Source organism: Mesorhizobium sp. M0808 (assembly GCF_040320025.1).
Classification (GTDB): domain Bacteria; phylum Pseudomonadota; class Alphaproteobacteria; order Rhizobiales; family Rhizobiaceae; genus Mesorhizobium.
Genome location: NZ_JAMYOX010000005.1, coordinates 73,119 through 95,439, shown reverse-complemented (window position 1 = coordinate 95,439; position 22,321 = coordinate 73,119). Strand labels below are relative to the sequence as shown.

The 22,321-nt window shown below is 65.2% G+C and carries 24 protein-coding genes; 12 read left to right on the top strand and 12 right to left on the bottom strand.

Annotation, left to right across the window (positions count from 1 at the left end):
* Window positions 1-117: 117 nt before the first annotated feature.
* A complete protein-coding gene (locus tag NKI25_RS09295; protein ID WP_352998377.1) occupies window positions 118-921 on the top strand; it encodes an exodeoxyribonuclease III in 804 nt (267 codons plus the stop codon).
* Between the two features lie 20 nt (window positions 922-941).
* Here NKI25_RS09295 and NKI25_RS09290 read toward each other — a convergent pair whose 3' ends face one another.
* Genes NKI25_RS09290 through NKI25_RS09280 form a run of 3 tightly spaced genes read right to left on the bottom strand, consistent with a single transcriptional unit; the run spans window position 942 to window position 4,121 of the window.
* Entirely contained in the window at window positions 942-1,793 is an 852-nt protein-coding gene (locus NKI25_RS09290; protein ID WP_023680489.1) for a TIGR01459 family HAD-type hydrolase, read from the bottom strand.
* The gene (locus NKI25_RS09285; protein WP_352757309.1) at window positions 1,790-3,076 is read right to left on the bottom strand and encodes an FGGY-family carbohydrate kinase; all 1,287 of its coding nucleotides are present in this window, start codon (window positions 3,074-3,076) and stop codon (window positions 1,790-1,792) included. The genes NKI25_RS09290 and NKI25_RS09285 overlap by 4 nt, the downstream gene beginning before the upstream one ends.
* 1 nt (window position 3,077) lies before the next feature.
* A complete protein-coding gene (locus tag NKI25_RS09280; protein WP_352782877.1) occupies window positions 3,078-4,121 on the bottom strand; it encodes a class II aldolase/adducin family protein in 1,044 nt (347 codons plus the stop codon).
* A 228-nt stretch (window positions 4,122-4,349) separates the two neighbouring features.
* Here NKI25_RS09280 and NKI25_RS09275 point away from each other — a divergent pair, with 228 nt between their 5' ends.
* The 6 genes from NKI25_RS09275 to NKI25_RS09250 all read left to right on the top strand — a co-directional run bounded on the left by NKI25_RS09275 (window position 4,350) and on the right by NKI25_RS09250 (window position 11,100).
* Window positions 4,350-5,132: a DeoR/GlpR family DNA-binding transcription regulator gene (locus tag NKI25_RS09275; RefSeq protein WP_352757313.1), complete on the top strand. Its 783-nt coding sequence runs from the start codon at window positions 4,350-4,352 to the stop codon at window positions 5,130-5,132.
* Complete coding sequence (locus NKI25_RS09270; protein WP_352782881.1) at window positions 5,129-6,508, top strand: FGGY-family carbohydrate kinase; 1,380 nt, start codon at window positions 5,129-5,131, stop codon at window positions 6,506-6,508. Before NKI25_RS09275 ends, NKI25_RS09270 begins: the two co-directional genes overlap by 4 nt.
* Entirely contained in the window at window positions 6,505-8,049 is a 1,545-nt protein-coding gene (locus tag NKI25_RS09265) for a sugar ABC transporter ATP-binding protein (protein WP_352638292.1), read from the top strand. The genes NKI25_RS09270 and NKI25_RS09265 overlap by 4 nt, the downstream gene beginning before the upstream one ends.
* 20 nt (window positions 8,050-8,069) lie before the next feature.
* The gene (locus tag NKI25_RS09260; RefSeq protein WP_502896897.1) at window positions 8,070-9,047 is read left to right on the top strand and encodes an ABC transporter permease subunit; all 978 of its coding nucleotides are present in this window, start codon (window positions 8,070-8,072) and stop codon (window positions 9,045-9,047) included.
* An 86-nt stretch (window positions 9,048-9,133) separates the two neighbouring features.
* Complete coding sequence (locus NKI25_RS09255) at window positions 9,134-10,072, top strand: ABC transporter substrate-binding protein (RefSeq protein WP_352998376.1); 939 nt, start codon at window positions 9,134-9,136, stop codon at window positions 10,070-10,072.
* A gap of 116 nt (window positions 10,073-10,188) precedes the next feature.
* A complete protein-coding gene (locus tag NKI25_RS09250; RefSeq protein ID WP_023680481.1) occupies window positions 10,189-11,100 on the top strand; it encodes a sugar phosphate isomerase/epimerase family protein in 912 nt (303 codons plus the stop codon).
* A 15-nt stretch (window positions 11,101-11,115) separates the two neighbouring features.
* On the opposite strand, the gene NKI25_RS09245 is transcribed toward NKI25_RS09250, so the two are convergent.
* Both NKI25_RS09245 and NKI25_RS09240 read right to left on the bottom strand, forming a co-directional pair.
* Window positions 11,116-11,571 (bottom strand): Crp/Fnr family transcriptional regulator, encoded by a 456-nt coding sequence (locus NKI25_RS09245; RefSeq protein ID WP_023680480.1) that lies wholly within the window; start codon window positions 11,569-11,571, stop codon window positions 11,116-11,118.
* A 125-nt stretch (window positions 11,572-11,696) separates the two neighbouring features.
* A complete protein-coding gene (locus NKI25_RS09240) occupies window positions 11,697-12,380 on the bottom strand; it encodes a response regulator transcription factor (protein ID WP_023680479.1) in 684 nt (227 codons plus the stop codon).
* Window positions 12,381-12,524: 144 nt separating this feature from the next.
* Here NKI25_RS09240 and NKI25_RS09235 point away from each other — a divergent pair, with 144 nt between their 5' ends.
* Window positions 12,525-13,061 (top strand): L,D-transpeptidase family protein, encoded by a 537-nt coding sequence (locus tag NKI25_RS09235; protein ID WP_352578133.1) that lies wholly within the window; start codon window positions 12,525-12,527, stop codon window positions 13,059-13,061.
* A 95-nt stretch (window positions 13,062-13,156) separates the two neighbouring features.
* On the opposite strand, the gene NKI25_RS09230 is transcribed toward NKI25_RS09235, so the two are convergent.
* On the bottom strand, window positions 13,157-13,405 hold the full coding sequence (locus NKI25_RS09230) for a hypothetical protein (RefSeq protein WP_352578134.1): 249 nt from the start codon (window positions 13,403-13,405) through the stop codon (window positions 13,157-13,159).
* A 162-nt stretch (window positions 13,406-13,567) separates the two neighbouring features.
* On the opposite strand from NKI25_RS09230, the gene gcvA reads away from it, so the two are divergent.
* Complete coding sequence (gcvA, locus tag NKI25_RS09225; RefSeq protein ID WP_352782887.1) at window positions 13,568-14,488, top strand: transcriptional regulator GcvA; 921 nt, start codon at window positions 13,568-13,570, stop codon at window positions 14,486-14,488.
* A 3-nt stretch (window positions 14,489-14,491) separates the two neighbouring features.
* Here gcvA and NKI25_RS09220 read toward each other — a convergent pair whose 3' ends face one another.
* The 6 genes from NKI25_RS09220 to tsaD form a co-directional block, all read right to left on the bottom strand.
* Window positions 14,492-14,908, bottom strand: a complete 417-nt coding sequence (locus NKI25_RS09220; protein WP_352920496.1) for a DUF1761 domain-containing protein — start codon at window positions 14,906-14,908, stop codon at window positions 14,492-14,494.
* Window positions 14,909-14,956: 48 nt separating this feature from the next.
* Complete coding sequence (locus tag NKI25_RS09215; protein ID WP_352782889.1) at window positions 14,957-15,613, bottom strand: class I SAM-dependent methyltransferase; 657 nt, start codon at window positions 15,611-15,613, stop codon at window positions 14,957-14,959.
* Window positions 15,610-16,035 carry an EVE domain-containing protein gene (locus NKI25_RS09210; RefSeq protein WP_352456302.1) on the bottom strand — a complete coding sequence of 142 codons (426 nt, stop codon included), beginning with the start codon at window positions 16,033-16,035 and terminating at the stop codon, window positions 15,610-15,612. Before NKI25_RS09210 ends, NKI25_RS09215 begins: the two co-directional genes overlap by 4 nt.
* A gap of 134 nt (window positions 16,036-16,169) precedes the next feature.
* Window positions 16,170-16,466: a YciI-like protein gene (locus NKI25_RS09205; protein WP_352782892.1), complete on the bottom strand. Its 297-nt coding sequence runs from the start codon at window positions 16,464-16,466 to the stop codon at window positions 16,170-16,172.
* Window positions 16,467-16,492: 26 nt separating this feature from the next.
* Window positions 16,493-17,503, bottom strand: coding sequence for an NAD(P)H-dependent glycerol-3-phosphate dehydrogenase (locus tag NKI25_RS09200; RefSeq protein ID WP_352578128.1), 1,011 nt, complete (start codon window positions 17,501-17,503; stop codon window positions 16,493-16,495).
* Window positions 17,500-18,585 carry a tRNA (adenosine(37)-N6)-threonylcarbamoyltransferase complex transferase subunit TsaD gene (gene tsaD, locus NKI25_RS09195; protein WP_352783626.1) on the bottom strand — a complete coding sequence of 362 codons (1,086 nt, stop codon included), beginning with the start codon at window positions 18,583-18,585 and terminating at the stop codon, window positions 17,500-17,502. Before tsaD ends, NKI25_RS09200 begins: the two co-directional genes overlap by 4 nt.
* A 101-nt stretch (window positions 18,586-18,686) precedes the next feature.
* Between tsaD and hemC the strand changes: the two genes are divergently transcribed.
* From hemC to NKI25_RS09180, 3 genes are all read left to right on the top strand, one after another.
* Window positions 18,687-19,613, top strand: coding sequence for a hydroxymethylbilane synthase (gene hemC / locus NKI25_RS09190; RefSeq protein WP_352696955.1), 927 nt, complete (start codon window positions 18,687-18,689; stop codon window positions 19,611-19,613).
* Window position 19,614: 1 nt separating this feature from the next.
* Entirely contained in the window at window positions 19,615-20,322 is a 708-nt protein-coding gene (locus NKI25_RS09185; protein WP_352578130.1) for a uroporphyrinogen-III synthase, read from the top strand.
* Window positions 20,323-20,824: 502 nt separating this feature from the next.
* Window positions 20,825-22,315 (top strand): COG4223 family protein, encoded by a 1,491-nt coding sequence (locus NKI25_RS09180; protein WP_352696953.1) that lies wholly within the window; start codon window positions 20,825-20,827, stop codon window positions 22,313-22,315.
* Window positions 22,316-22,321: the final 6 nt, after the last annotated feature.

The window sequence follows — 22,321 nt, the reverse complement described above, 5'->3', positions numbered from 1 at the left end:
ATGGCTTTTCCGCGTTGGTGCAGGCGGCTTGTTTTTGCGGTGCGCGGCTGGCAGTAGTTTCCGCGATTGACTTCCGTCGGAGCCATCCGGCGGATCTCGCGTTGTCCGGAACCCCACATGCCGTTTTCCGTCGCTACCTGGAACATCAACTCCGTCCGGCTGCGTATGCCGATCGTCGAACGCCTGCTGGTCGAGCAGGCGCCGGACGTGCTCTGCCTACAGGAAACCAAGGTTCCGGACGAATTGTTTCCGGAGAAAGCGTTCCGCAAGCTCGGCTACGAGCACATCGCCTTCCATGGCCAGAAGGGCTACGGCGTTGCCACCATAGCGCGGCGGCCGATCGAGGTGGTCGAAAAGCGCCGCTTCTGCGAGATCGACGACAGCCGGCATCTGTCGGTCACCGTCAACGCCGGCGGCAAAACGATCCTGCTGCACAATTTCTACGTACCGGCCGGCGGCGACGAGCCCGACCCGGCCGTCAACCGCAAGTTCAAGCACAAGCTCGATTTCGTTGCCGAGATGAACGCCGTCCGCGCCGAGCATGACGAGCACTCCGGCGCGATCCTGGTCGGCGACCTCAACATCGCGCCGCTCGAGCACGATGTCTGGTCGCACAAGCAGCTCCTCAATGTCGTCAGCCATACGCCGGTCGAGACGGAAAACTTCGAGGCAATGCGGCTCGCCGGCGACTGGATCGACCTGATGCGGCTCAATGTGCCTTACGAGGAGAAACTCTATACCTGGTGGAGCTATCGCGCCCAGGATTGGCAGGCCTCAAATCGCGGCCGCCGCCTCGACCATGTCTGGTCGTCGCCAAACCTGGTGCCGCATTTTGCCGGCTATGAAATCCTGCGGCCGGCGCGCGGCTGGGAACGGCCCTCGGACCATGTGCCGGTGATCGGGCGTTTCAACCTGGATTAGCTTTGTCTCGCCTTAACAACTCAGCGAAACCTGAAGCTATCCGCGATGTAGTCGGGACGGGCGTTCAGCGTGGCGAAAACGTCCTCCAGGTCAGGCGCCCCCGCCAATATGCCCGACAGGACCAGCGTCGTCGCGACGCCGACGCCGTTGCCGCCGGCGATGTCGTGCTCGACGCTGTCGCCGACGCAGACCACGCTGTCGCGCTCCGGGTGGCCCGCCAGTGCCAGCGCTGCCTCGAATATCTGCGGATTGGGCTTGCCAATGCGCGCCACGCTGCCGCCGAGGCTCTCGTAGAGATCGGCGAGCCGGCCGGCGCCGAAGCGAGGGCCGACGGCAGTCAGCATGATCTTGTCGGGATTGGTGCAGAAGCATGGCACCCGCCGCGCCGCCGCCGGACCAAGAAGCCGGCGATAATGGTCGAGGTCGTAGCGATCGCCCTCGCTGGCGGAAATCAGCACCAGTTCGGCATCGTCGCCGTCCTTGGCCAGGACGAAGGGCAGGCCGTCGACAGCCGAACGGTCATTGTCGCGGCGGATCAGCAGGCATTTTGTCTGCGGGCGCAGGGCTCCGGATGCTGCCATTTGGTGGAAGGAGCGCCACGCCACCTCGCCGGAGGAGACAAAGTGATCCCAGCTTCCCGGTTCGAAACCGAGCTTCAGCAGGCGGCGCTCATTGGGTTGCGCCCGCTTGCCGGAATTCGAGATCAGTACGATGGTCTTGCCGGCGCGCTTGAGTGCCGACAACGCTTCGACAGCACCTGGATAGGCGCTGGTGCCGTCGTGCAGCACACCAAATTGGTCGAGCAGGAACACCTGATAGCGGTCGGTCAGCGCGGCGATGCCGTCGAGGTGTTGAATTGCCTTGGCCGTCATAAAAGCCCCGCTGCGCTTGCGCCCATCAGCGCCAGCCGCGCCGTGCCGGCAGCGGCCTCCTCCGAAAGAGCCGGCACGAGAGCGACGCCAAGCTTGCGCTGCCGGATCGCTGTCCAGGCCGGATTGGCCGCACCGCCGCCGACGCTCCTGACCGATGTCAGCCGGGGGGCGCCGAGTTCGGCAAGCCGGCGATAGCCGAGCGCTTCGATCGCCGCAATACCCTCGAACATCGCTTTCAGATAGTCGGCGTCGTCGGCGGGCCGCGGCTCGAGGCGCGGCGGCAGCGCCGGATCGGCTATGGGGAAGCGTTCGCCCGGCGCCGGCAGCGGGTAATAATCGAGGCCGGTCTTCGTCGCCGGGTCGATTTTTTTGCTGAGTTCGACAATGCGGGCGACGGGGAAATGCTGGGCCAGCACCTTGCCGCCGGAGTTCGAGGCGCCGCCCGCCAGGTAGGTGTCACCCAGCCGATGGCTGTAGATGCCGAATTGCGGCGCCGAGATCGGCCGGTCGGAGAGGATCTTGATGGTCAGCGACGAGCCGAGCGCGGTAACGCCGTCGCCCGCGGCACTCGCACCGGTCGCCAGGAATGAGGCGCAGCCATCCGTCGTGCCGGCAACGATAACCACGTCGCGCGGCAGGCCGAACATTTTCGCAGCGCTGGCGGTGAGCGTGTCCGTGACATCGCCCGGCCGGACGACGCGGGGCAGGAATTCCATGCGCACGCCGGTCGCCGCGATCCAGTCCGGCCAGCGCCGGGCCTCGACGTCGTAGCCGGTCTTCAGGGCGTTGTTCTCGTCGCTGACATCGAAGCGGCCGGAAAACTGTCCGGCGATCCAGTCTGCCTGGTGCAGCACAGTGGCGACGCCGGGCAGGTGCTGGAAAGACAGCGCCTTGGCGAGACCGGAGGTCGCCCCAAGTGCAGCGCTCGTTGCCGGTGCCGCGCCGGCTATTGCTGTCAGAATAGTGTCGTCAGCGACCTTGTCGTTGTACATCAGCGGTTCGGCCAGCGGCCGCCCGGCGCCGTCGACCGGCAGCAGCGTGCCCGACGTACCGTCGACGGCGATCGAGCGCACTGCCGCGCGATCGATACATTTGAGCAGTTCCGCCAACGTCGCGCCGACCGCCTCCCACCATATGGCGGGGTCGCGGCCGTTCGGCCCAAATCGCTCGAGGGCAATAGCGGAATGCGCGGCAACGGAAAAATCCGGACGCATGGCGACGGCGCGCGCGCCGGATGTGCCGATGTCGATGCCGATGGCAAGCGGACCAGACGAACGCGGCATGTCAGCTGCCTCCGGCATTGAGTTTCTGGCGATATTTTTCGGCGTCCCAGTTGATCAGCTCGTCATTCTCCGCCGGTGTCAGATAATTCAGCTTCGCCGAGACATCGATCCGCGCTGTCACGTCGGAAAGGCAGCGCTGCATGGCGTCGGCACCGGCGCCGGCGTCGCCGCGCATCAACACGCCGAGTCCAGGAAACAGGATCGCCACGGGTGCGGCGCCGCAGCGCTCGATGACGCGCTTCACACCCTCGTCCGGTCTCGCCACGACCGAGCCTTCGCCGAGAAAGATGACGTGGTCGGGGTAGAGGCTGCCACCCGAAGCCATGCGGCAGCTTTCGGGGTCGATCGCCACCGCATGCGCCTCAACGTCCGCCGGCAATCTGTAGTCGCTGTCGCCGGCGCGCGCCGTCAATGCCGCGATGTCCGGTTCCGCCACCTGGCGCGGCGGCCGCGCCAACAGTCGTGTCACGCGCCGCAGCAGCATGTCGGCCGCGGCGACGGTCTCGGCTGCAACGACCAGGCCGTGATTGCCGAGGATCAGGATATCCACGCCTGGCCGAAGGCGCTCGGCGATACCCTGCGCGAGCGGCAGTCCCGGCCGGCGATAGGGAACATACGCCCATTGATGGCCGTCGAGCCGTCTGGCGGCCTCGGCCTCGCAGTCGGCCTGCACGGCCAGCGAAATGGTCTCGACGCAGTGAACATGCAGAACGATGCGCTGCGGCATCAGCGCATGCACGGTGGTCTCGATCGACGGGCGCAAGCCGCGCGCGTTGAGGGCGCCGACAGTGAAGGCCTGCGGCTGTTCGGCGGCCGGGTCGCGCCGTTCGATGGCGTCGAGCAATGGCGGGATGCCGACCGGCACCATGATGTCCGCGATGAGCGCGTCCTTCAGCCAGGTGCCGGAGGCCTTGATCCAGAGCGTGTCGCCGGCTTTCAGCGAGGTGTTGCCGCCGGCGGCCTGGGTCAGATGCGGGTCGCTGCCGATGGCGGCCGAAAGCGACTGCAGCGCTGCCAGTTCCTGCGCATCCGCACTGATCGTCATCGAAATTCCTCCACAAACCGGCCGCGTGGCCACGGCTTTGGACGTCCCGGTGCCGGGACGAAGACCGACGCTGGTATCGCAGATGCGAGTAAGTTACGTCAACAGTGATGTTATCGCGTCAGATCAGGCTTGCAATCCGAGGCGTGTTGAGTAAGTTGCACCAATTGCCGTGCAAAATGGCAATGCCCTGCAAAATGCTTGGGAGGCAAGCGCATTGGGAGGTAAGGGTTGAGCGACTCCGGCCGCCAGCGCCAGATTGTCGAGCTTTTGCGGGACCGGCCTTTCGCATCGGTGCGCGAGCTGCAGGAGCGGCTTGGCGTGTCGGCGGCGACAGTGCGGCGCGACATCGACAAGATCGACGAGGCCGGCGAAGCGCGCAAGGTCTATGGCGGCATCTCGGCGCTCGATGGCGCTTCGCAAGCCGGCGTCGCCTATGCCAGGCCCTATGACGAGAACCGCGACCTCGCCGTCGAGGCCAAGCGGCAGATCGCCGCTCTCGCCGCCACCATGGTGCGCGACGGCGACGCGGTCATCGTGCATGGCGGTTCGACCTGCTTCCATCTCGGCGTCAAGCTCGCCGACCGCAACATCCGGCTCTACACCAACTCGATGCCGCTCGCGGCCTATCTCAGCGACCACGGCCATTGCAGCCTCACCGTCGCCGGCGGCGAACTGCACCGCGAGCCGGGCATCATCCATTCGCTGACGCAGACGGTGCCGTTCTACGCCTCGAAGTTCTTTCTCGGCGCGCAAGGCATCGGCCAGGAAGGCCTTCTGGAATCGCACCCGCTGCTGGTCCGCTCGATCGTCGAGCTCAGCCTCTGCGCGGACCAGATCGTCGTGCTGGCCGACAGCCGAAAACTGTCGATCCACGCGCGCAATGTGGCACTGCCGCTGTCGCGGATCGGCACGCTGGTCACCGATGACGGCCTGTCCGAGACAGATGCCCATATGCTCGAAGATGCCGGCGTCATGGTGCGGATCGCGGCTTCCTCGGGAGGCGCCCAGTGAACATCGCCGTCCTCGATTTCGGCAAGACCAATTCGAAGCTGTTCGTCTTCGGCCAGGACGGACAGATCCTCGACGAGCGCCGCACCCAGCCGAGCTGGATCCGCAAAGGCGGCTTCAGCGTGCTCGACGAGCCAGCGCTGCACGACTGGGCGGCTCGCGCCATCGATGATGCAGTCGACACGCATGGCGTGGAAGGGCTGATGGTATCCGGCCATGGCTGCACCTTCGCGTTGGTCGACGAAGCCGCGCTGACGCATCCGATCCTCGATTACGAGCAGGAACCGCCAGCTGAAATCGCCGCGCAGATCGACCGCCGCATTCCGGATTTTGCCGAGACCTTTTCGCCGCGCCTGCCGCTTGGCTTCAACTACGGCCGCCACATGTTGTGGCTGAAGGAGGTGGAGCCCGGTGCCTTCGCCACAGCGAAATCGATCCTCGGCTACCCCCAATATTGGAGCTGGCGGTTTGGCGGCCGGCCGGTATCGGAAGTGTCGTATCTTGGCTGCCACTCGCATTTATGGGCGCCGCGCAAACGCGATTTCAGCTCGCTGGTCGATGCCGAGGGCTGGCGCGGCCAGATGCCCGCCTTCGAGCGTGCCGGCGCGGTGATCGGCGAGCAGCGCTTCGGCCAGGCCGCGAAGCCAGTCGCCATCCATAATGGCGTCCACGACAGCAATGCCGCGCTCCATGCCTACCGCCGGCAGCAGCTCGGGGCGGTGACCGTGGTCTCGACCGGCACCTGGGTGGTCGTGCTCAATCCGGACTGCCCGCTCGACGCACTCGACGGCGAGCGCGACATGCTGGTCAATGTCGATGTCGATGGCGGCCCAGTGCCAACCGTCCGCTTCATGGGCGGGCGCGAATTCGCCACGATCAGCGCCGGCTGGCAGGGCGCAATCGCGCCGTCATCGATACAACGGGTGATCGACGCCGGCATTATGGCGCTGCCGAGCTTCGCGCCCGGCGGCCCGATGCCGCACCGCCGCGGCGAACTGGTCGGGCGTACGCCCAATGCCGAGGAACGCGCGGCCATGGCGCTGCTCTATGTCGCGCTGATGGTCGATCTGTGCCTCGAGCTGATCCATTCGGACAACACAGTGATCGTCGACGGCGGCCTGAACAATGGCGGGCTGCTTGCCGCGTTGCTGGCGCAGTTGCGGCCCGGGCAGGCTTTCCTGCAGGGAGCAACGCTGGAGGGCAGCGCCACCGGTGCTGCCGCACTTGCCTTCGAAAGCGTCGGGCGCGAGTTTGCCACCGAAGCGCCGGAGGCGGTGCATGCGGCAAGTTTCAGCGGCCTTGCCGGCTATCGCAACGACTGGCGCGGCCTTGCCGCCGACCGGGCTGTGGCCAGCGCAGCCGCAGGAGGTGCGCGATGAGCGCCGCCGCCCGGATCGAGACGGTGCGCCAGCCGGTGCTGGAGATGCGCCACATCTCCAAGACGTTCGGTGCGATCCGCGCCTTGCACGATGTGTCGCTGACCGTTCACGCCGGCGAGCTGCACGCGCTGATGGGCGAAAACGGTGCCGGCAAGTCGACGCTGATGAAGGTGCTGTCCGGCGCCTACCGGCCGGACCCCGGCGGCGAAATCCTGATCGACGGCGTGCCGGCCGCGACTGGCGACCCGATCAAGGCGCGCGCCGCCGGCATTGCGGTCATCTATCAGGAGCTGTCGCTGGCGCCTAATCTGTCGGTAGCGCAGAACATTTTTCTCGGCAACGAGCCGCGACGGTTCGGCGTTGTCGACCGCGAGCAGTGCAATCGGCGCGCCAGCGAGATCATCGCGCGGCTCGGCGTGACCTTCTCGGCGCGCAGTCCGGTCGCAAGCCTGTCGCTTGGCGAGCGACAGCTGGTGGAAATCGCCCGCGCACTGTCGACCAATGCGCGCATCATCGTCATGGACGAGCCGACCACGTCGCTGACCTCGCGTGAGACCGACCGGCTGTTCGAGGTGATCGCGACGCTGAAGTCGCAAGGCATCGCCATCATCTACATCAGCCACCGCATGGAAGAGGTCTACCAGCTCGCCGACCGCGTCAGCGTGCTACGCGACAGCGGCTATGTCGGCACGCTCGACCGCGCCGACCTGAACGCCTCGCGCCTGGTATCGATGATGGTCGGGCGCGATCTGTCGACGTTCTACAAGAAGGATCACCGTCCGCCGGACAGCAAGCGCGCCATCGCGCTGTCGGTGCGCGGCATGTCGGACGGCAATCTCATAAAGAATTGTTCCTTCGACCTCCACAAGGGCGAGGTGCTGGCACTGGCCGGCCTGGTCGGCTCGGGCCGCACCGAACTGGCACGGCTGATCTTCGGCGCCGACAGGCACACATCAGGCACGCTGGAGCTCGGCGGCAAACCGATATCCATCGGTTCGCCGAGCGAGGCGCTCGATGCCGGCATCGCCTACCTGACCGAGGACCGCAAGCAACTTGGCCTGTTTCTCGACATGTCGATCTCCGACAATATCAGCATGGGCGTGCTGGCAAAGGACGCGAAGGCCGGCGGTTTGCGCGACTTCACGGCTGCCGAAAAGCGCGCCGCCAAGGCGGTGTCAGACCTCTCCATCCGCACCAGCTCGGTGCAGGCCAATGCCGGCTCGCTGTCGGGCGGCAACCAGCAGAAGGTGCTGCTCGCCCGCCTGCTGGAAACCGAGCCGCAGGTCGTCATCCTCGATGAGCCGACCCGCGGCGTCGATGTCGGGGCGAAGTCGGAAATCTATCGGCTGATCGACAACCTGGCCAAGAAAGGCATCGCCATCCTGATGATCTCCAGCGAACTGCCGGAGGTGATCGGCATCGCCGACCGCGTGCTGGTGATGCGCGACGGAACCATTGCCGGCGAGGTGACGGCGTCGGAGGGCGAGCCGCTGCGGCAGGAAGCGATCATGGAACTTGCAACGGGAGCGGCTCAGCGATGACCGACAAGGTGGCCGACACGATGAAAGCGGACGACCGGGCGGTCGGCAGGAGCAGGAGGTGGCGTACCGCCATCGCCGCACTCGGCATGCTGCCGATCCTGATCCTGCTGGCGGTCGGCTTCCAGTTCATCAATCCGCGCTTTTTCACCCAGACCAATCTGCTGATCGTCATGCAGCAATCGTCGATCAACATCGTGCTGGCCGCCGGCATGACCTTCGTCATCCTGACCGGCGGCATCGACCTGTCCGTCGGCTCGATCCTTGCCGCCTCGGCGATGGTGGCGGTGATGGTGTCGCTGGTGCCCGATTGGGGACTGCTGGGCGTGCCCGCGGCCATTCTCGTCGGGCTCGGTTTCGGCGTCATCAACGGGCTGCTGATCGCCTATATCAAGCTGCCGCCCTTCATCGTCACGCTGGGATCGCTGACCGCCGTGCGCGGCGTCGCCCGCCTGCTCGGCCAGGACACGACGGTGTTCAACGCGGACCTGCCGTTCGACTTCATCGGCAACGGTTCGCTGTTCGGCATTCCGTGGCTGGTAATCATCGCGCTGGCGGTCGTCGTCCTGTCCTGGCTGGTGCTCAAGCGCACCGTGCTCGGCACCTGGATCTACGCCGTCGGCGGCAACGCCGAGGCCGCCAGGCTGACCGGCATCAAGGTGCCGCTGGTGCTGCTCTTCGTCTACGGCGTTTCCGGCCTTCTGGCCGGCCTTGGCGGCGCCATGTCGGCGGCCCGGCTCTATGCCGCCAACGGGCTTCAGCTCGGCCAGTCCTACGAACTCGACGCCATTGCCGCAGTCATCCTCGGCGGCACCAGTTTCGTCGGCGGTGTCGGCTCGATCTGGGGCACGCTGATCGGCGGCCTGATCATCGCCGTGCTGTCCAACGGGCTCATCCTCGCCGGTGTTTCGGACATCTGGCAGTACATCATCAAGGGATTGGTCATCATCGTGGCGGTCGCCCTCGACCGTTACCGGCTCCAGGCAGGAGCAAGAACGTGATGGCCCTTAGTCGCCGGCATCCAACGAGCCGGTTTCATGTGTAACGCACCGTGAGAGGCGCGGGGCATCAGGAGGAAAATAAAACAATGAAGACCATCGCTAAACTGCTCTGCGGCGTCGCCCTTACGGCCGCCGTCATCGCGCCGGCATCGGCAAAGGATCTGAACAAGGTCGGCATCTCGGTCGGACTGCTCGGCAACCCGTTCTTCGTCGCCACCATCAAGGGCATCGAGGACGCGGCCAAGAAGATCAACCCGAATGTGCAGGTGACATCGGTATCGGCCGACTACGATCTCAACAAGCAGGTATCGCAGGTCGATTCCTTCATCGCTGCCGGTGTCGACGTCATCATGCTCAACGCAGTCGATGCCAAGGCGATCGCGCCGGCGGTGAAGAAGGCGCAGGCGGCCGGCATCGTCGTTGCCGCTTTCGACGTTTCGGCGCCGGGCGCCGACGTCACCGTGATGACCAGCAACGTCAAGGCCGGCGAAGAGGCGTGCCAGTATCTGGTCGATAATACCGGCGGCAAGGGCGACTATGTCATCCTCAATGGCCCGGCCTCGTCGTCGATCCTGGAGCGGGTCAAGGGCTGCAAGGACGTGCTGGCAAAGCACCCCGACATCAAGATCCTTTCCGACGACCAGAACGCCGAAGGCTCGCGTGACGGCGGCCTGAAAGTGTTCCAGTCGCTGCTGACGCGTTTCGACAAGATCGACGCGGTCTTCGCCATCAACGATCCGACGGCGATCGGCGCCCAGCTTGCGGCCAAGCAGCTCAACCGCTCGGAGTTCATCTTCACCGCGGTCGACGGTGCACCCGATATCGAGAAGGAACTCGCCTCCGGCACGTCGATGATCAAGGCCTCGGCCTCGCAGGATCCCTATGTGATGGCCGGCCAGTCGCTGACGATGGCGGCTGACCTGCTTGCCGGCAAGAAGCCGGCCGAGCCGACGGTGCTGCTCGACCCGAAGCTGATCACGGCCGACAATTTGCAGGATTACAAGGGCTGGACCGCGGCTCGCTAAGCCTCCCAAGCCTGGTGCGGTCGGGATGACCGGCCGCACCTTTTTTGTCCGAGCAGCGGATTGCCAAAACCGCTTTGGCCTTGGGTCCGCTACTCCTGGAATGACCGGAGACAATCATGTCGCGCATCGGAATCCACTCATTCGTCTGGTCGGCGAGCTCGGCGCAGGGCGACCTCGAGCGGACGCTGGCCAACACCAGGGAAGCCGGCTTCGACCTGATCGAATTCTCCTATCTCGACCCCGCCAATGTCGACATTGACGGCTTGGCCAAGCGGATCGCCGATCTCGGCCTCGGCGTTGCGATCAGCATTGGACTGCCGGCCGACGGCGATATTTCGAGCGCCGACAAAACGATTGCCGCGCACGGCGTCGAAATCCTGGAACGTACGATCGCGCTGACCCGCGATCTCGGCGGCCAGAAGGTTGCCGGCATCCTCAGCACCAGCCACGGCTTGCAGAGCGAGGCGCCGACGCGTGACCAGTGGAACCGCAGCGCCGGCACGCTGGCCGAGGTGGCGGACACGGCAAAATCAGCCGGCGTCACCCTCAACCTCGAAATCGTCAACCGCTTCGAAAGCAATCTGCTCAACACCGCCGCGCAAGGCATGGCCTTCATCGCGGACAGCGGCTCCGACAATATCTTCCTGCATCTCGACAGCTTCCACATGAACATCGAGGAGGCCGATGTCGGCTTGGCCATTCGCAATGCGGTCGGGAAGATCGGCTATGTCCATATCGGCGAGAGCCATCGCGGTTTCCTCGGCACCGGCAATATCGATTTTGCCGCGATATTCGATGCGCTGACCGCCATCGGCTACAGCGACGACCTCAGCTTCGAATCCTTCTCCTCGGAAATCGTCGACGAGAACCTGTCGCGGAAAACCGCGATCTGGCGCAATCTGTGGACCGACAATATGGAGCTGGCCAAACATGCGCGCCGCTTCATTGCGCTCGGACTGGAGACGGCACGGCGCAAGGCCGAGCTTGTTTCCGCAACGCACCCGCAGTTCCGAAATCGATCTGGTTAGGCCAGAGGCGCTATATTAGCCGGCAAAACGCGGCCCAAGTTCCTCGATGCGGCGGATCATCGCCTGGAAATCCTCCAAGATGCGCTGGTGCAAGTGAACCGCCAGTTCCGGGTATTCCTCGAGGATGCGGCGGAACATCTTGCGGCTGAGCCGCAGCACTTCCGAATCGATTTCGGCGGAGGCGCTGGTCAGCCGGTTGGTGTCGGCGATCAGCGCCAGTTCGCTGAGTATGGTGCCGGGGCCGGCGGTGCCGATCGGGATGCGCTCGCCGTCGTGCTCGCGGTAGAGCACGATGCGGCCGCTGACCACGATGTAGGCCGAATCAGCCTCGTCGTCCTCGCGGTAAAGCTTGTGGTCGGCTTTCAACATGGTGGTTTCGGCGCCGAAGGCGAGCAGACGCAGCTGTTCCTGCGTAAAGCCCTCGAAGAGCCTCACGGTGGACAGGATGCGGATGTCGTCATCCAGCGCCATCTAGCTATGTCCCCGAACCGTCAGTCCGACTCCTCCCCTACGAGGCCGATCCAAAACCACCTCCAGCCTCAGGACCGTACCCGAAAAGCGCCCCGCCCGGATCGCTTATTTGAATAATGAAATGTTTAAGGAACCAGCTTGTAGCCGCCGCTTTCTGTCACGAGAATTTCCGCGTTGGAAGGATCGCGCTCGATCTTCTGGCGCAGCCGGTAGACGTGAGTTTCGAGCGTATGCGTGGTGACGCCGGAATTGTAGCCCCAGACTTCCTCCAGCAGCACGTCGCGGGTCACCACCTTCTGGTCGGCACGGTAGAGATATTTGATGATCGAGGCTTCCTTTTCGGTCAGCCGCACCTTGGCGCCGCGCGGGTCGATCAGAAGCTTCTGGCTGGGCTTGAACGTGTAGGGGCCGACCGAGAAAGTGGCGTCCTCGCTCTGTTCGTGCTGGCGCAACTGCGCGCGGATGCGGGCCAGCAGCACGGCAAAACGGAACGGCTTCGTCACATAGTCGTTGGCGCCGGCCTCGAGGCCAAGGATGGTGTCGGAATCGGTATCATGGCCGGTCAGCATGATGATCGGCGCCTTGTAGCCGCCCTTGCGCAATATCTTTACCGCCTCGCGGCCATCCATGTCGGGCAGGCCGACATCCATGATGAGCAGGTCGATGAGCCCGCCACGCGCCGTGGCGACGCCTTTGGCGGCGGTCGCTTCCTGCAGGACATCGAATTCCTCATAAAGCGACAATTGCTCGACAAGGGTGCCGCGCAGGTCGTCATCGTCGTCGACGATCAGAATGGTGCGTGAAGTCATGGATCAATCCGTTGTTTTGAAAAGAGATTTCAGTTGACCGCTGCCTGTTTATGCGGAAGCTGACCGGCACAACAGCCGTTCACAGTGATTTGTTCCGTGGCACGATCATACAAGAAAAAACACGATCGCAATGCAGTCGGCGCAATTTTGCCGAAAGGGCTCACCGTGCTCACCGTGCGCGCGCGCCCCGGCCAACCCAGCCAGGGCTTTCTGCAGGCCGGCAAACTGGTGTTTCCATGTGCGCTGGGGCATGGCGGCATCTCGGCCGGCAAGCGCGAGGGCGACGGCGCCACGCCGCTTGCCTCGATGCGGATATTGTCGGGATATTTTCGCGGCGACCGTTTTGCCGGCGGCCGCCGGACGCCGCTGGCGATGACGCCGATCGGCCGCGACCTCGGCTGGTGCGAAGTGCCTGGGGACCGCAACTACAACCGCCCGGTCAAAATCCCCTATGGCGCCAGCCATGAGCGGATGCTGCGCACCGACGATCTCTATGACGCCTGCCTGGTGCTGGACTGGAACATTGTGCCGCGCCGGCGCGGGCGCGGCAGCGCCATCTTCTTCCACCTGGCGCGCCCCGGCTTCACGCCGACGCAAGGCTGCGTCGCGGTAACGGCCCGCACCATGGCACGGCTGCTGCCGCTGCTGTCGGAGCGGACGGTGGTAAGGGTGGTGAGGTAGTGAATAGTGAATAGTGAGTGGTGAGAAGCGATCGATAGGGACATGTGCAGGCGCACCGCCTAGCTTCCCATTCACCATTCACCATTCACCATTCACTACTGCCCTATCCGCTTCCTCGGCCTCTGCCAACCGATGTCGAGAAGGCCGAGCCGGCCGAGTTCGCGGTCCATGGCGCGTGCGATGTCCTTGCGTTCGCCGCCGATGTCGCGCAGCTGGCGATCGGAGAGATCCTCGACATTCTCGTAGGGAAGATTGACCGCGATTTTTGCATGCCGAAGCCAGTCAAGCATGGCGCGCAGCCAGGCCGGGCGGAGGATTCCAGAGCGCAAGGCGATGTCAGACATGGTGCAATCCGCTTCTCCGGACATCAAATCCGGTTTGATGTTTCTTCGATGCTCAGAGCATGGCGGATTGAAATTCAAACGGGAAACGAGTAGTTTTTTCTGCATCTTCAAGTTTTGTTTGAGGATTGGAATGCTCGACCGAACCCTCCTCGTCTGGCATTGATGGCGCGCCTGCTGCCTGGAACCCGTGCGCTGCGGACGCTGGAGGCAGCGGCGCGGCACCTCAATTTCACCCGCGCCGCCGACGAGCTCGGCCTGACGCCGGCAGCGGTCAGCCATCAGATCAAGGAAATCGAGGATCAGCTCGGCATCGTGCTGTTCACACGCACCAGCCGCACGATCCGGCTGACCGAGGCGGGCGCGGTGCTGTTCGAAGCTTCGACCGATGCGCTCGACCTGCTTGGCCGGGCCGTCTCACGGGCGCAGAAGACGGCGCGCGGATCGGCGCTGCTGAAGGTCACCCTCGATGCGCAATTCGCGACGAAGTGGCTGATGCGGCGCGTCGACGATTTTCGCAAGCAGCATCCGGCAATCGAGCTGCGTTTCGACATCAGTTACGAGGTGCGCGACTTCGATCGCGACGACGTCGATCTCGGCATCCGTTTCGGCACCGGCAAATATCCGGGGCTTCGCTCGCACCGGCTGTTCGAAAACGTCATCATCCCCGTCTGCAGCCCGGCCTTGCTGCGGGGGGGGCCGCGGCTGAAAGAGCCGCGCGACCTGTTTCATCACACGCTGGCCCATATCGAGTGGTCGCGCCAGGGCGTCACCTGGCCGAACTGGAGCATGTGGATGGCGGCGGCGGGCGTCGACGATTTCGACGACAGCCGGACCATCGTGTTCGGCAATTCGACCGATGCCGTCCAGGCCGCGCTCGACGGCAACGCGGTCGCGCTCGCCGATTTCGCCATGGTGGCAAACGACCTTTCGGAAGGTAGGCTGATCCGGCCGTTCGAACTCGGCATCAAGGTCGCGCCCGAATTCGCCTATTTCCTGGTCTATCCGGAGACCGCGGCGAACGATGCGCGCATCGTCGCCTTTCGCGATTGGCTCCTCGAGGAAATCGCCAGGACCCCGACCTGACGGTCAGCCCGCCGCCGCGCCGAACCAGCCGATCACCGCGCCGATGAGAAGCAGCACGCCAAGCCAGTGACCAACATCGATGAGCGTCAGATCCCAGCCGAAACCTTCGTAGCGATGGTTGACCGAAAGCGTGGTGGCGACGAACCCCAGCCAGAGAACGAAGCCGAAGATCACCCCGGCAAGCAGGCTCGGTTCGCCGCCGGTCACGGCGCCGATGATCAGCGACATGACCAGCGCCATGACGATCTCCGCGACGAAGGAGACGACGAAGGGTAGCATCGATTTGCTCATCGTCGCCGGATCAAGCTTGGCGGCCTTCAGCCACGGCTTGCTCAAGCCCATGTACCAGGCCGCGCCGAACAGCCACGCCACGACGGCGGCGACGATTACCGCCAGCCAATTGATTGCTGAAAAATCCATGGTTCCCTCCGGTCGATTGCGCGATGGAACGCCTCTTCGGCGATGCCGTCAAGCAAGGCGCCAGACGGTGGTGCGCTTGACCTCGGCGTCTTCCAGCGCGCGGGTCACCGCCACTTCGTAGACGGCAAGCGGTTCCAGTCCCGCCCTCGGCAGATAGGAACGGCCGGGATCGCCGACGAGGATGTCGCCGCCGCGCGCCTTCAACGCCGCGAACCACGGCATCAGCCTGTCGGCGAAAGTCTTGTCATAGAAGACGTCGCCGGCCAGCACCACGTCCCAGCCCGCATCGGTGCCGATGCAGTCGCCGACGAGGAATTTTATCTCGGTCCCATTTGCCTCGGCATTGAGGCGGATCGCGGTCGCGCAGAATGGGTCTATATCGGCGGCGATCACCTCGGCAGCTCCGGCCTTCACCGCGGCAATGGCGACAAGGCCGGAGCCGGAGGCGAAGTCCAGCACGCGCTTGCCGCGCACCGCCGCCGGATTGTCGAGGATGTAGCGGGCAAGGCCTTGGCCGCCGGCCCAGGCAAAAGCCCAGAAGGGCGGCGGCAGGCCGATTTCGGTCAGCTCGTCCTCGGTCCGCCGCCACAGTTCGTGCGCCTCGTCGGCCAGGTGCAGGCGGATCTCCGGCACATGTGGCGGCGCCATCAGCGCCGTGTTGTCGAGGATGAATTTCCTGGCGCTGTCCGGCGTCAGCGCCGTCATGGCGCCGGCGTCAGGCCGCCCATGCGGCAAACCTCTTGCCATTCGGCCGGCGTCACCGGCTGCACAGACAGCCGCCCGAGCCGCACCAGCGCCATGTCGGCCAGCTTTTGATTGGCCTTGGCTTGCTCCAGCGTCACCGGCTTCGGCATGGCCTTGAAGGCGCGGATGTCGACGCACTCCCAGCGGGGATCGTCGGTGGTGCTGTCCTGATGGGCCAGAGCGCAGACTTCGGCGATGCCGACGATGTCGAGCCCGTCATTGGAATGGTAGAAGAAGCCGAGATCGCCGATCTGCATCGCCTTCATGTTGTTGCGCGCCGCATAATTGCGCACGCCGTCCCATTGCGTGCCGGCCTTGCCCTTGGCCTTGAGGTCCTCGAAGGAGAAGACCGAAGGTTCGGATTTGAACAGCCAGTAGTTCATTGTGTTGCTCCTCCTCAGGTGCCGCCGCGACTAAAAGCGCGTCGCGTTCGACCGGCCTCATGCGACGCGCTTTAGGTTCTTGTTGTATGCATGTCGTTATCACAAAACCGCTGCACACTTTTGCGCGACATGCATCAGATATCCGTCGGCTTGTTGAAGCTCCAGTTCCACTGGCGGATTTCGACGCTTTCGAACAGCCCTGCCTTGGTATAGGGATCGGCCGCCGACAGGGCTTTTGCCGCAGCCAGATCGGGCGCCTCGACAACGGCGAGAGTGCCGTTCGGCTTGCCGTCGGCGTCGAGGAACGGGCCGGCGAAGGCCAATTTCTTGTCGCCGTTCAGCCCTTCCAGGAAGGCAAGGTGCTTGGGCCGCGTATCGAGCCGCACCTGCAGCCTTCCTGGCTTGTCCTTGCAAATCAACGCAAACAGCATCTTTCCATCTCCGCAATCGTTCGCGATTACATGTCGGTTTCGGTCTTGAGTGGCCTTGTCATCAACGCCGACACAGCCTGGTCTATGGTTATGGTGCCGTCCAGTATGGCGGCGACGGCGGCGATGATCGGCGCGTCGATCCGGCGCTCGCCGGCGATGCGGGCGGCGATTGCCGCCGTCGGCACGCCTTCGGCCAAAGGCAGGCCGGCAAGCGGCTTGCCTTGCCCCAGCGCCAGCCCATAGGCGAAATTGCGCGACTGCGCGGACGAGCAGGTGAGCAGCAGGTCGCCGAGGCCGGAAAGCCCCATCAGCGTCTCCGGCCTGGCGCCAAAGGCGGCGCCGATGCGGCGCAATTCGACGAAGCCGCGCGTCACCATCGCCGCCTGGGCGCTGGCACCGAGCCCGGCGCCGGTGACGGCACCCGCGGCAATGGCAAAGACGTTCTTCAGCGCGCCGCCGATCTCGACGCCGATTAGATCGTCGCTCGAATAACAGCGCAGATTTTCCGCCGAAAAGCGGGCGGCAAGGTCGGTGGCCAGAGCCTCGTCGCGGGCGGCGACCACGACGGCCGTCGGCAAGCCCCTGGCGACGTCGGTGGCAAAGCTTGGGCCGGACAAAGCGGCGACCGGATTTGCCGGCAGTATTTCCTCGGTGATGGACGATAGCAGCGCGCCGGTGTCGCGCTCGATGCCCTTGGCGCAGAGGACCAGCGGGACGCCTTTCGGCATATGGCTGGACGCGGCCGTCAGCATAATCCGCAACGATTGCGCCGGCGCTACCGCCAGAACGCAGTCGGCACCGTCGAGCGCCGCCTCGATGTCGCTCGTCGCCACGATGCCGGGATCGAGCGCGATGCCCGGCAGATAGCGCGGATTTTCGCCACGGTCGACCGCCGCGACGGTCTCCGGGTCGCGCGCATAGAGGCGGACGAAATGACCGGCGCGCAGCGTGGCCAGCGCCAGCGCCGTGCCCCAGGCGCCGCCGCCGAGCACGGCGACGCGCCAGCCGCTTGGCGCCTTGTGCTCGCTGCCGGTCATGCCTTGGCCCCACGCCGGCCCGAGCCGACCATCGGGGCCGAGACGCTGTCCAGCGGCCAGCGCGAGCGCGGCACGAAATCGGCGGCGTTTTCACCTGATATGCCGGCGCGCAAGCGCTCGATGCCGGCCCAGGCGATCATCGCCGCATTGTCGGTGCAGAGGTTAAGCGGCGGCGCGACGAAGCTGAACCCGGCCTGCTCGCACAGGCCCTGCAATGTCGCCTTGATGGTCCGATTGGCGGCCACGCCGCCGGCGACAACCAATGCAGGCTCGGCCTTGTCCGGGAATTGCTGACGGAACCGGGTCAGCGCCCGCGCAACACGGTCGCCCAGCGCATCCGCCACCGCCGCCTGGAACGAGGCGCAGATATCGGCAACATCCTGGTCGCTCAGCGGGGCGATCGCGGTGGCTGCCTGGCGGACCGCGGTCTTGAGGCCGGAGAAGGAAAAATCGGGCTGCACAGAGCCCTTCATCGGGCGCGGAAAGGCGAAACCCGTCGCGTCACCGGTTGCCGCCGCCTTCTCGACATTCGGTCCGCCCGGATAGGGCAGGCCGAGCATCTTGGCCGTCTTGTCGAAGGCCTCGCCAAGCGCGTCATCGATCGTCGTCGCCCAGCGCTGGTAGTCGCCGACGCCGCGCACGGCGACGATCTGGGTATGGCCGCCGGAGACCAGCAGCAAGAGGTAGGGAAAGTCGAGCCCGTCGGTCAACCTGGCCGTCAGCGCGTGGCCTTCGAGATGGTTGATGGCGATCAGCGGTTTTTTTGCTGCCGCGGCGATTGCTTTGGCCGTCATCAGGCCGACGATCAGCCCGCCGACAAGACCGGGACCGGCGGTGGCGGCAATCGCATCGATATCGGCGAGGTCGACGCCGGAATCGGCGAGCGCTGCCTCGATGATGCCGTCGAGCGCCTCGACATGGGCGCGCGCGGCGATCTCCGGCACGACGCCGCCGAAAGCAGCATGCTCCTCGATCTGGCTGAGCACGATGTTCGACAGGATTTGCGGCGTGCTGCGACCGTCCAGCGCCACCACACTGGCGGCGGTCTCGTCGCAACTCGTCTCGATGCCCAGAACGCGGATCAATTCGTCGCTGTCCAAAAATCGTACAGATTGTACTGTCGGCCTTTCCCCGATAGGAGAAAACCCGAAAACCTGCCGGGGGTTATCACGGACGGCGCGTCATGCAAACAACCTTGAAAATCGGAACACGCGGCAGCCCGCTGGCGCTGGCGCAGGCGCATGAAACGCAGGCGCGACTGATGGCGGCGCATGGCATGCCGGCGGAAGCTTTCGAGGTGGTCGTCATCTCGACCAGCGGCGACCGCATCCAGGACCGGCCGCTGTCGGAAGCCGGCGGCAAGGGCCTGTTCACCAAGGAGATCGAGGAGGCGCTGCTGGCGCGCCGCATCGACATCGCCGTGCATTCGTCGAAGGACATGCCGACGCTGTTGCCCGAGGGGCTGGACCTGTCCGCGTTCCTGCCGCGCGAGGACGCGCGCGATGCCTTCATCGGCAAGGCGGCGCGAACGATTGCCGGCCTGCCGCAAGGCGCCAGGGTCGGTTCGTCGTCGCTGCGGCGCCAGGCGCTGATCCGGCGGATGCGGCCGGACGTCGAAGTGGTGATGTTTCGCGGCAATGTGCAGACGCGGCTGCGCAAGCTCGACGACGGCATCGCCGATGGCACCATCCTCGCCTATGCCGGGCTGAAGCGGCTCGGGCTCGAAGACGTCGTCACCGACCTGATGCCGCTCGAGGTCTTTCCGCCGGCGCCGGGGCAAGGCGCGATCTGCATCGAAAGCCGCATCGGAGACCGCGACGTGGAACAGATGCTGGCAGCGATCCACGACGGGCCGACCGGCGAGGCGCTGGCCTGCGAGCGCGCCTTCCTGGCGGCGCTCGACGGGTCCTGCCGCACGCCGATCGCCGGACATGCGACGATATCGGGCGGAACGGTTTCCTTTGCCGGGCTGATCATCTCGCCCGATGGCACGCAGTCGCATGAAGTCAGGCTGCAAGGGCCGGCGCAGGAGGCGGCGCGCATTGGCGCGGAAGCCGCGGCGACCGTTCGGGCCAAGGCCGGCGAAACATTCTTCGATGGCTGGACCTGACATGCTCCGCGTCCTTGTGACGAGGCCCGAACCGGGCGCGTCGCGCACGGGGCGCCGGCTTGCGGATGCCGGCTTTCAGCCGATCCTGCTGCCATTGACCGGAACCGTGGCGCTGCCGGTCGATGCCGGCGCGCCCGCTGACGCCGCGGCGGTCGCGGTCACCAGCGCCAATGCCGTTCGCCATGCGCCGAAAGAGGTCATCGCGGCGCTCGCCGGCTTGCCGTGCCACGCCGTCGGCAGGAAGACGGCGGAAGCCGCCCGCGCTGCCGGGTTTCTGTCGGTCAGCGAAGGCCCCGGCAATGCCGAGGCGCTGGCCGATGCGCTTGCTGGCGGTTACGCGGGGCAGACGATCGTCTATCTCTGCGGGCGGGTGCGATTTCCCGACTTCGAGGAAGGGCTGTTGGCGTCGGGCGTTCAGGTCCGCGCCGTCGAGAGCTACGACACCGTTGTCCTGGATTACTCCGACGAGGCCGTTCTTGCGCGCCTGTCCGCCCGGCCGGTCGAGGCGGTGCTGCTCTATTCGGCCAAGGCGGCCACCGCTATGCAGGCCCTGGCTAGCCGGCCGGTGCTGCGCGGTGTTTTTGAAAAAACGCGCTTTTTCGGATTATCGGGGCGCATCGCCGCGGCCTTGGGCGATGTCGCCGAGATCCGGATTGCGCCTGAGCCCAGCGAGGACGCGCTGCTGGGACTTTTGCAGGCGTCGCGCTGACCGGCATCCGCCGCTGCTCTGTGCCAGCTTGTTCCAAAGGTTGGCGCCGCCCCTCACCTGCCTGCCGGCATCGTCTCCCCGTATAGTGACGGGGAGAGGGTGCCTTCGCCGAGGATTTCGCCAACCTCCAGCGTTGCAGAAGAAGCGTCTGGACTCGTGAGAGCCCTTCTCCCCGTCACTATACGGGGAGAAGTGCCCGGCAGGGTGATGAGGGGCAGTGCCAACGTGGATGACTGCGCTCGGGCACATTTTGTTCTTGCTTTGTGCCGGCAGCTATGCTACTAATCTAGTTATGGTGCTAATTGGCTCCAACGACCCGCCCGCCGAGGCGGGTTTTTTGTGTGCCGAGCATGGGCCTTGGCTTGAAACGTGGATTCGGCCCTGCGGCGTTTTGCCAAAACTGAACTCCAGGCCGTGGCGTCATCACGCCGCCCCTTTTCACCGCTTGGTGATGTGCTAGACCCTTCAAACCATCCCGAAGCGAATTTTGCGGAGCCCGAGCATGGTCAAGACGCCGAAGATGCGGCATTCCAAGAGCCGCCGTGAGCCGGTGACCATCGAGCTTGAGCCTGGCGCCGTCTCGCGAGTCGCCGACGAACAGGATGCCGTGACCTCGCAGACCGACGAGGCGCGGGCCGAGGAAGCGGCGAACGCCTCGCAGCCGGAGCCACCTGAAGAGCCGGTGCATGCGGACCAGACCGATCTCGAGCCATGGGAACATGCCGACGCAGCCGCGCCGGCCGGCACGCAAGAGCCGGCGGATGCCGGCGTCGATTCTGCCAGGGAAGCGGAAACCCCTTATCCCGCCGGTTCGGATGCGCCGGCCGGGCGCTCCACGGTTTCCGACTACAGTTTCGAAGATGCATCCAGCGGAACCGGGGCCAACGAACCGGGGATCCCAGGTTCCGGCGAGAAGACAGCTGAGACGAGGGACGACCATATGGCAGCGCTGCCGAAGCGAAGCGGCATCAACGGCATCGCCGCCGGTATTATCGGCGGCGTCATCGCCCTCGCCGCGGCCGGCGGGCTGCAATTTGCCGGCCTGCTCGGTGCGCCGGGGTCGGGCGGCGTGTCGCTCGACGCGGTCAATGGTGAGATCGTTTCGCTGAAACGCGAGGTCGCGGACCTCAGACAGGCGGGCGCCAACAACGACGCATCGGCCAAGGTGGACGGGCTGTCGTCGGCGCTGGATCAGGTCAGGGCGGACGTTGCGACGTTGAAGTCGGCGGTCGAGCAAGGCGGTTCCGGCGACAATGCCGGCCTGGCAGCACTTGGCGACAAGGTAAGGCAGATCGAGACGGCGGTTGCGGCCCTCGGCAAGGCCGGCGGTACGGCGCCGGTCGATCTCGGCCCGCTCAACGAAAGGCTGGCCGCGCTCGATGCGCTGGTGAAATCGGCCGGCGAGACGACAAAGGCGCAGGACAGCCGGCTTGCGGCCCTGGAACAGTCGGTTTCACAGATCTCGGGCAAGGTCGATGCACAGGCTTCGCAGCCGAAGATCGCACTGGCCATTGCCGCTTCGGCGCTCAAGGCAGCGCTCGACCGCGGTGCACCGTTCGCCGCCGAGCTCGAAACCTTTGCCGCGATCTCACCCGATGCACCCGAGATCGCGACGTTGCGCACCTATGCCGAAAAGGGCGTCCCGATGCGCTCCGAGATCGCCGCCGAAGCGGACGGCGCCGCCAACGCGATGGTCGCTGCCGCGACGCCCATCGACCAGAATGCCGGCATCCTGCAGAAGCTGCTGTCCAGCGCCGAATCGCTGGTCAAGGTCAGGCCGATCGGCGCCGTCGAAGGCACCGGCGTTCCGGAAACCGTCGCGCGCATGGAGGTCGCGGTCAACCAGGGCGACTACGCCAAGGCGCTCAGCGAATACGAAACCCTGCCTGAGGCGGCCAAGGCCGCCGGCGCCGACTTTGCCGGCAAGCTGAAAGCGCGGATGGAGGTCGAGACGCAGATCGATTCGCTCATCGCCGGCGCGATGAAGGCGTGAGGAACC

What these genes read in the sequence shown, in the direction of transcription:
- NKI25_RS09230 (WP_352578134.1), bottom strand. Translation starts at nt 13,405, where the DNA reads ATGTCTGACATCGCCTTGCGCTCTGGAATCCTCCGCCCGGCCTGGCTG.
- NKI25_RS09280 (WP_352782877.1), bottom strand. Translation starts at nt 4,121, where the DNA reads ATGACGATCAGTGCGGATGCGCAGGAACTGGCAGCGCTGCAGTCGCTT.
- NKI25_RS09260 (WP_502896897.1), top strand. Translation starts at nt 8,070, where the DNA reads ATGAAAGCGGACGACCGGGCGGTCGGCAGGAGCAGGAGGTGGCGTACC.
- NKI25_RS09255 (WP_352998376.1), top strand. Translation starts at nt 9,134, where the DNA reads ATGAAGACCATCGCTAAACTGCTCTGCGGCGTCGCCCTTACGGCCGCC.
- gcvA (WP_352782887.1), top strand. Translation starts at nt 13,568, where the DNA reads ATGGCGCGCCTGCTGCCTGGAACCCGTGCGCTGCGGACGCTGGAGGCA.
- hemC (WP_352696955.1), top strand. Translation starts at nt 18,687, where the DNA reads ATGCAAACAACCTTGAAAATCGGAACACGCGGCAGCCCGCTGGCGCTG.
- NKI25_RS09205 (WP_352782892.1), bottom strand. Translation starts at nt 16,466, where the DNA reads ATGCTGTTTGCGTTGATTTGCAAGGACAAGCCAGGAAGGCTGCAGGTG.
- NKI25_RS09265 (WP_352638292.1), top strand. Translation starts at nt 6,505, where the DNA reads ATGAGCGCCGCCGCCCGGATCGAGACGGTGCGCCAGCCGGTGCTGGAG.
- NKI25_RS09245 (WP_023680480.1), bottom strand. Translation starts at nt 11,571, where the DNA reads ATGGCGCTGGATGACGACATCCGCATCCTGTCCACCGTGAGGCTCTTC.
- NKI25_RS09285 (WP_352757309.1), bottom strand. Translation starts at nt 3,076, where the DNA reads ATGCCGCGTTCGTCTGGTCCGCTTGCCATCGGCATCGACATCGGCACA.
- NKI25_RS09250 (WP_023680481.1), top strand. Translation starts at nt 10,189, where the DNA reads ATGTCGCGCATCGGAATCCACTCATTCGTCTGGTCGGCGAGCTCGGCG.
- NKI25_RS09180 (WP_352696953.1), top strand. Translation starts at nt 20,825, where the DNA reads ATGGTCAAGACGCCGAAGATGCGGCATTCCAAGAGCCGCCGTGAGCCG.
- NKI25_RS09240 (WP_023680479.1), bottom strand. Translation starts at nt 12,380, where the DNA reads ATGACTTCACGCACCATTCTGATCGTCGACGACGATGACGACCTGCGC.
- NKI25_RS09290 (WP_023680489.1), bottom strand. Translation starts at nt 1,793, where the DNA reads ATGACGGCCAAGGCAATTCAACACCTCGACGGCATCGCCGCGCTGACC.
- NKI25_RS09185 (WP_352578130.1), top strand. Translation starts at nt 19,615, where the DNA reads ATGCTCCGCGTCCTTGTGACGAGGCCCGAACCGGGCGCGTCGCGCACG.
- NKI25_RS09200 (WP_352578128.1), bottom strand. Translation starts at nt 17,503, where the DNA reads ATGACCGGCAGCGAGCACAAGGCGCCAAGCGGCTGGCGCGTCGCCGTG.
- NKI25_RS09215 (WP_352782889.1), bottom strand. Translation starts at nt 15,613, where the DNA reads ATGACGGCGCTGACGCCGGACAGCGCCAGGAAATTCATCCTCGACAAC.
- NKI25_RS09295 (WP_352998377.1), top strand. Translation starts at nt 118, where the DNA reads ATGCCGTTTTCCGTCGCTACCTGGAACATCAACTCCGTCCGGCTGCGT.
- NKI25_RS09220 (WP_352920496.1), bottom strand. Translation starts at nt 14,908, where the DNA reads ATGGATTTTTCAGCAATCAATTGGCTGGCGGTAATCGTCGCCGCCGTC.
- NKI25_RS09210 (WP_352456302.1), bottom strand. Translation starts at nt 16,035, where the DNA reads ATGAACTACTGGCTGTTCAAATCCGAACCTTCGGTCTTCTCCTTCGAG.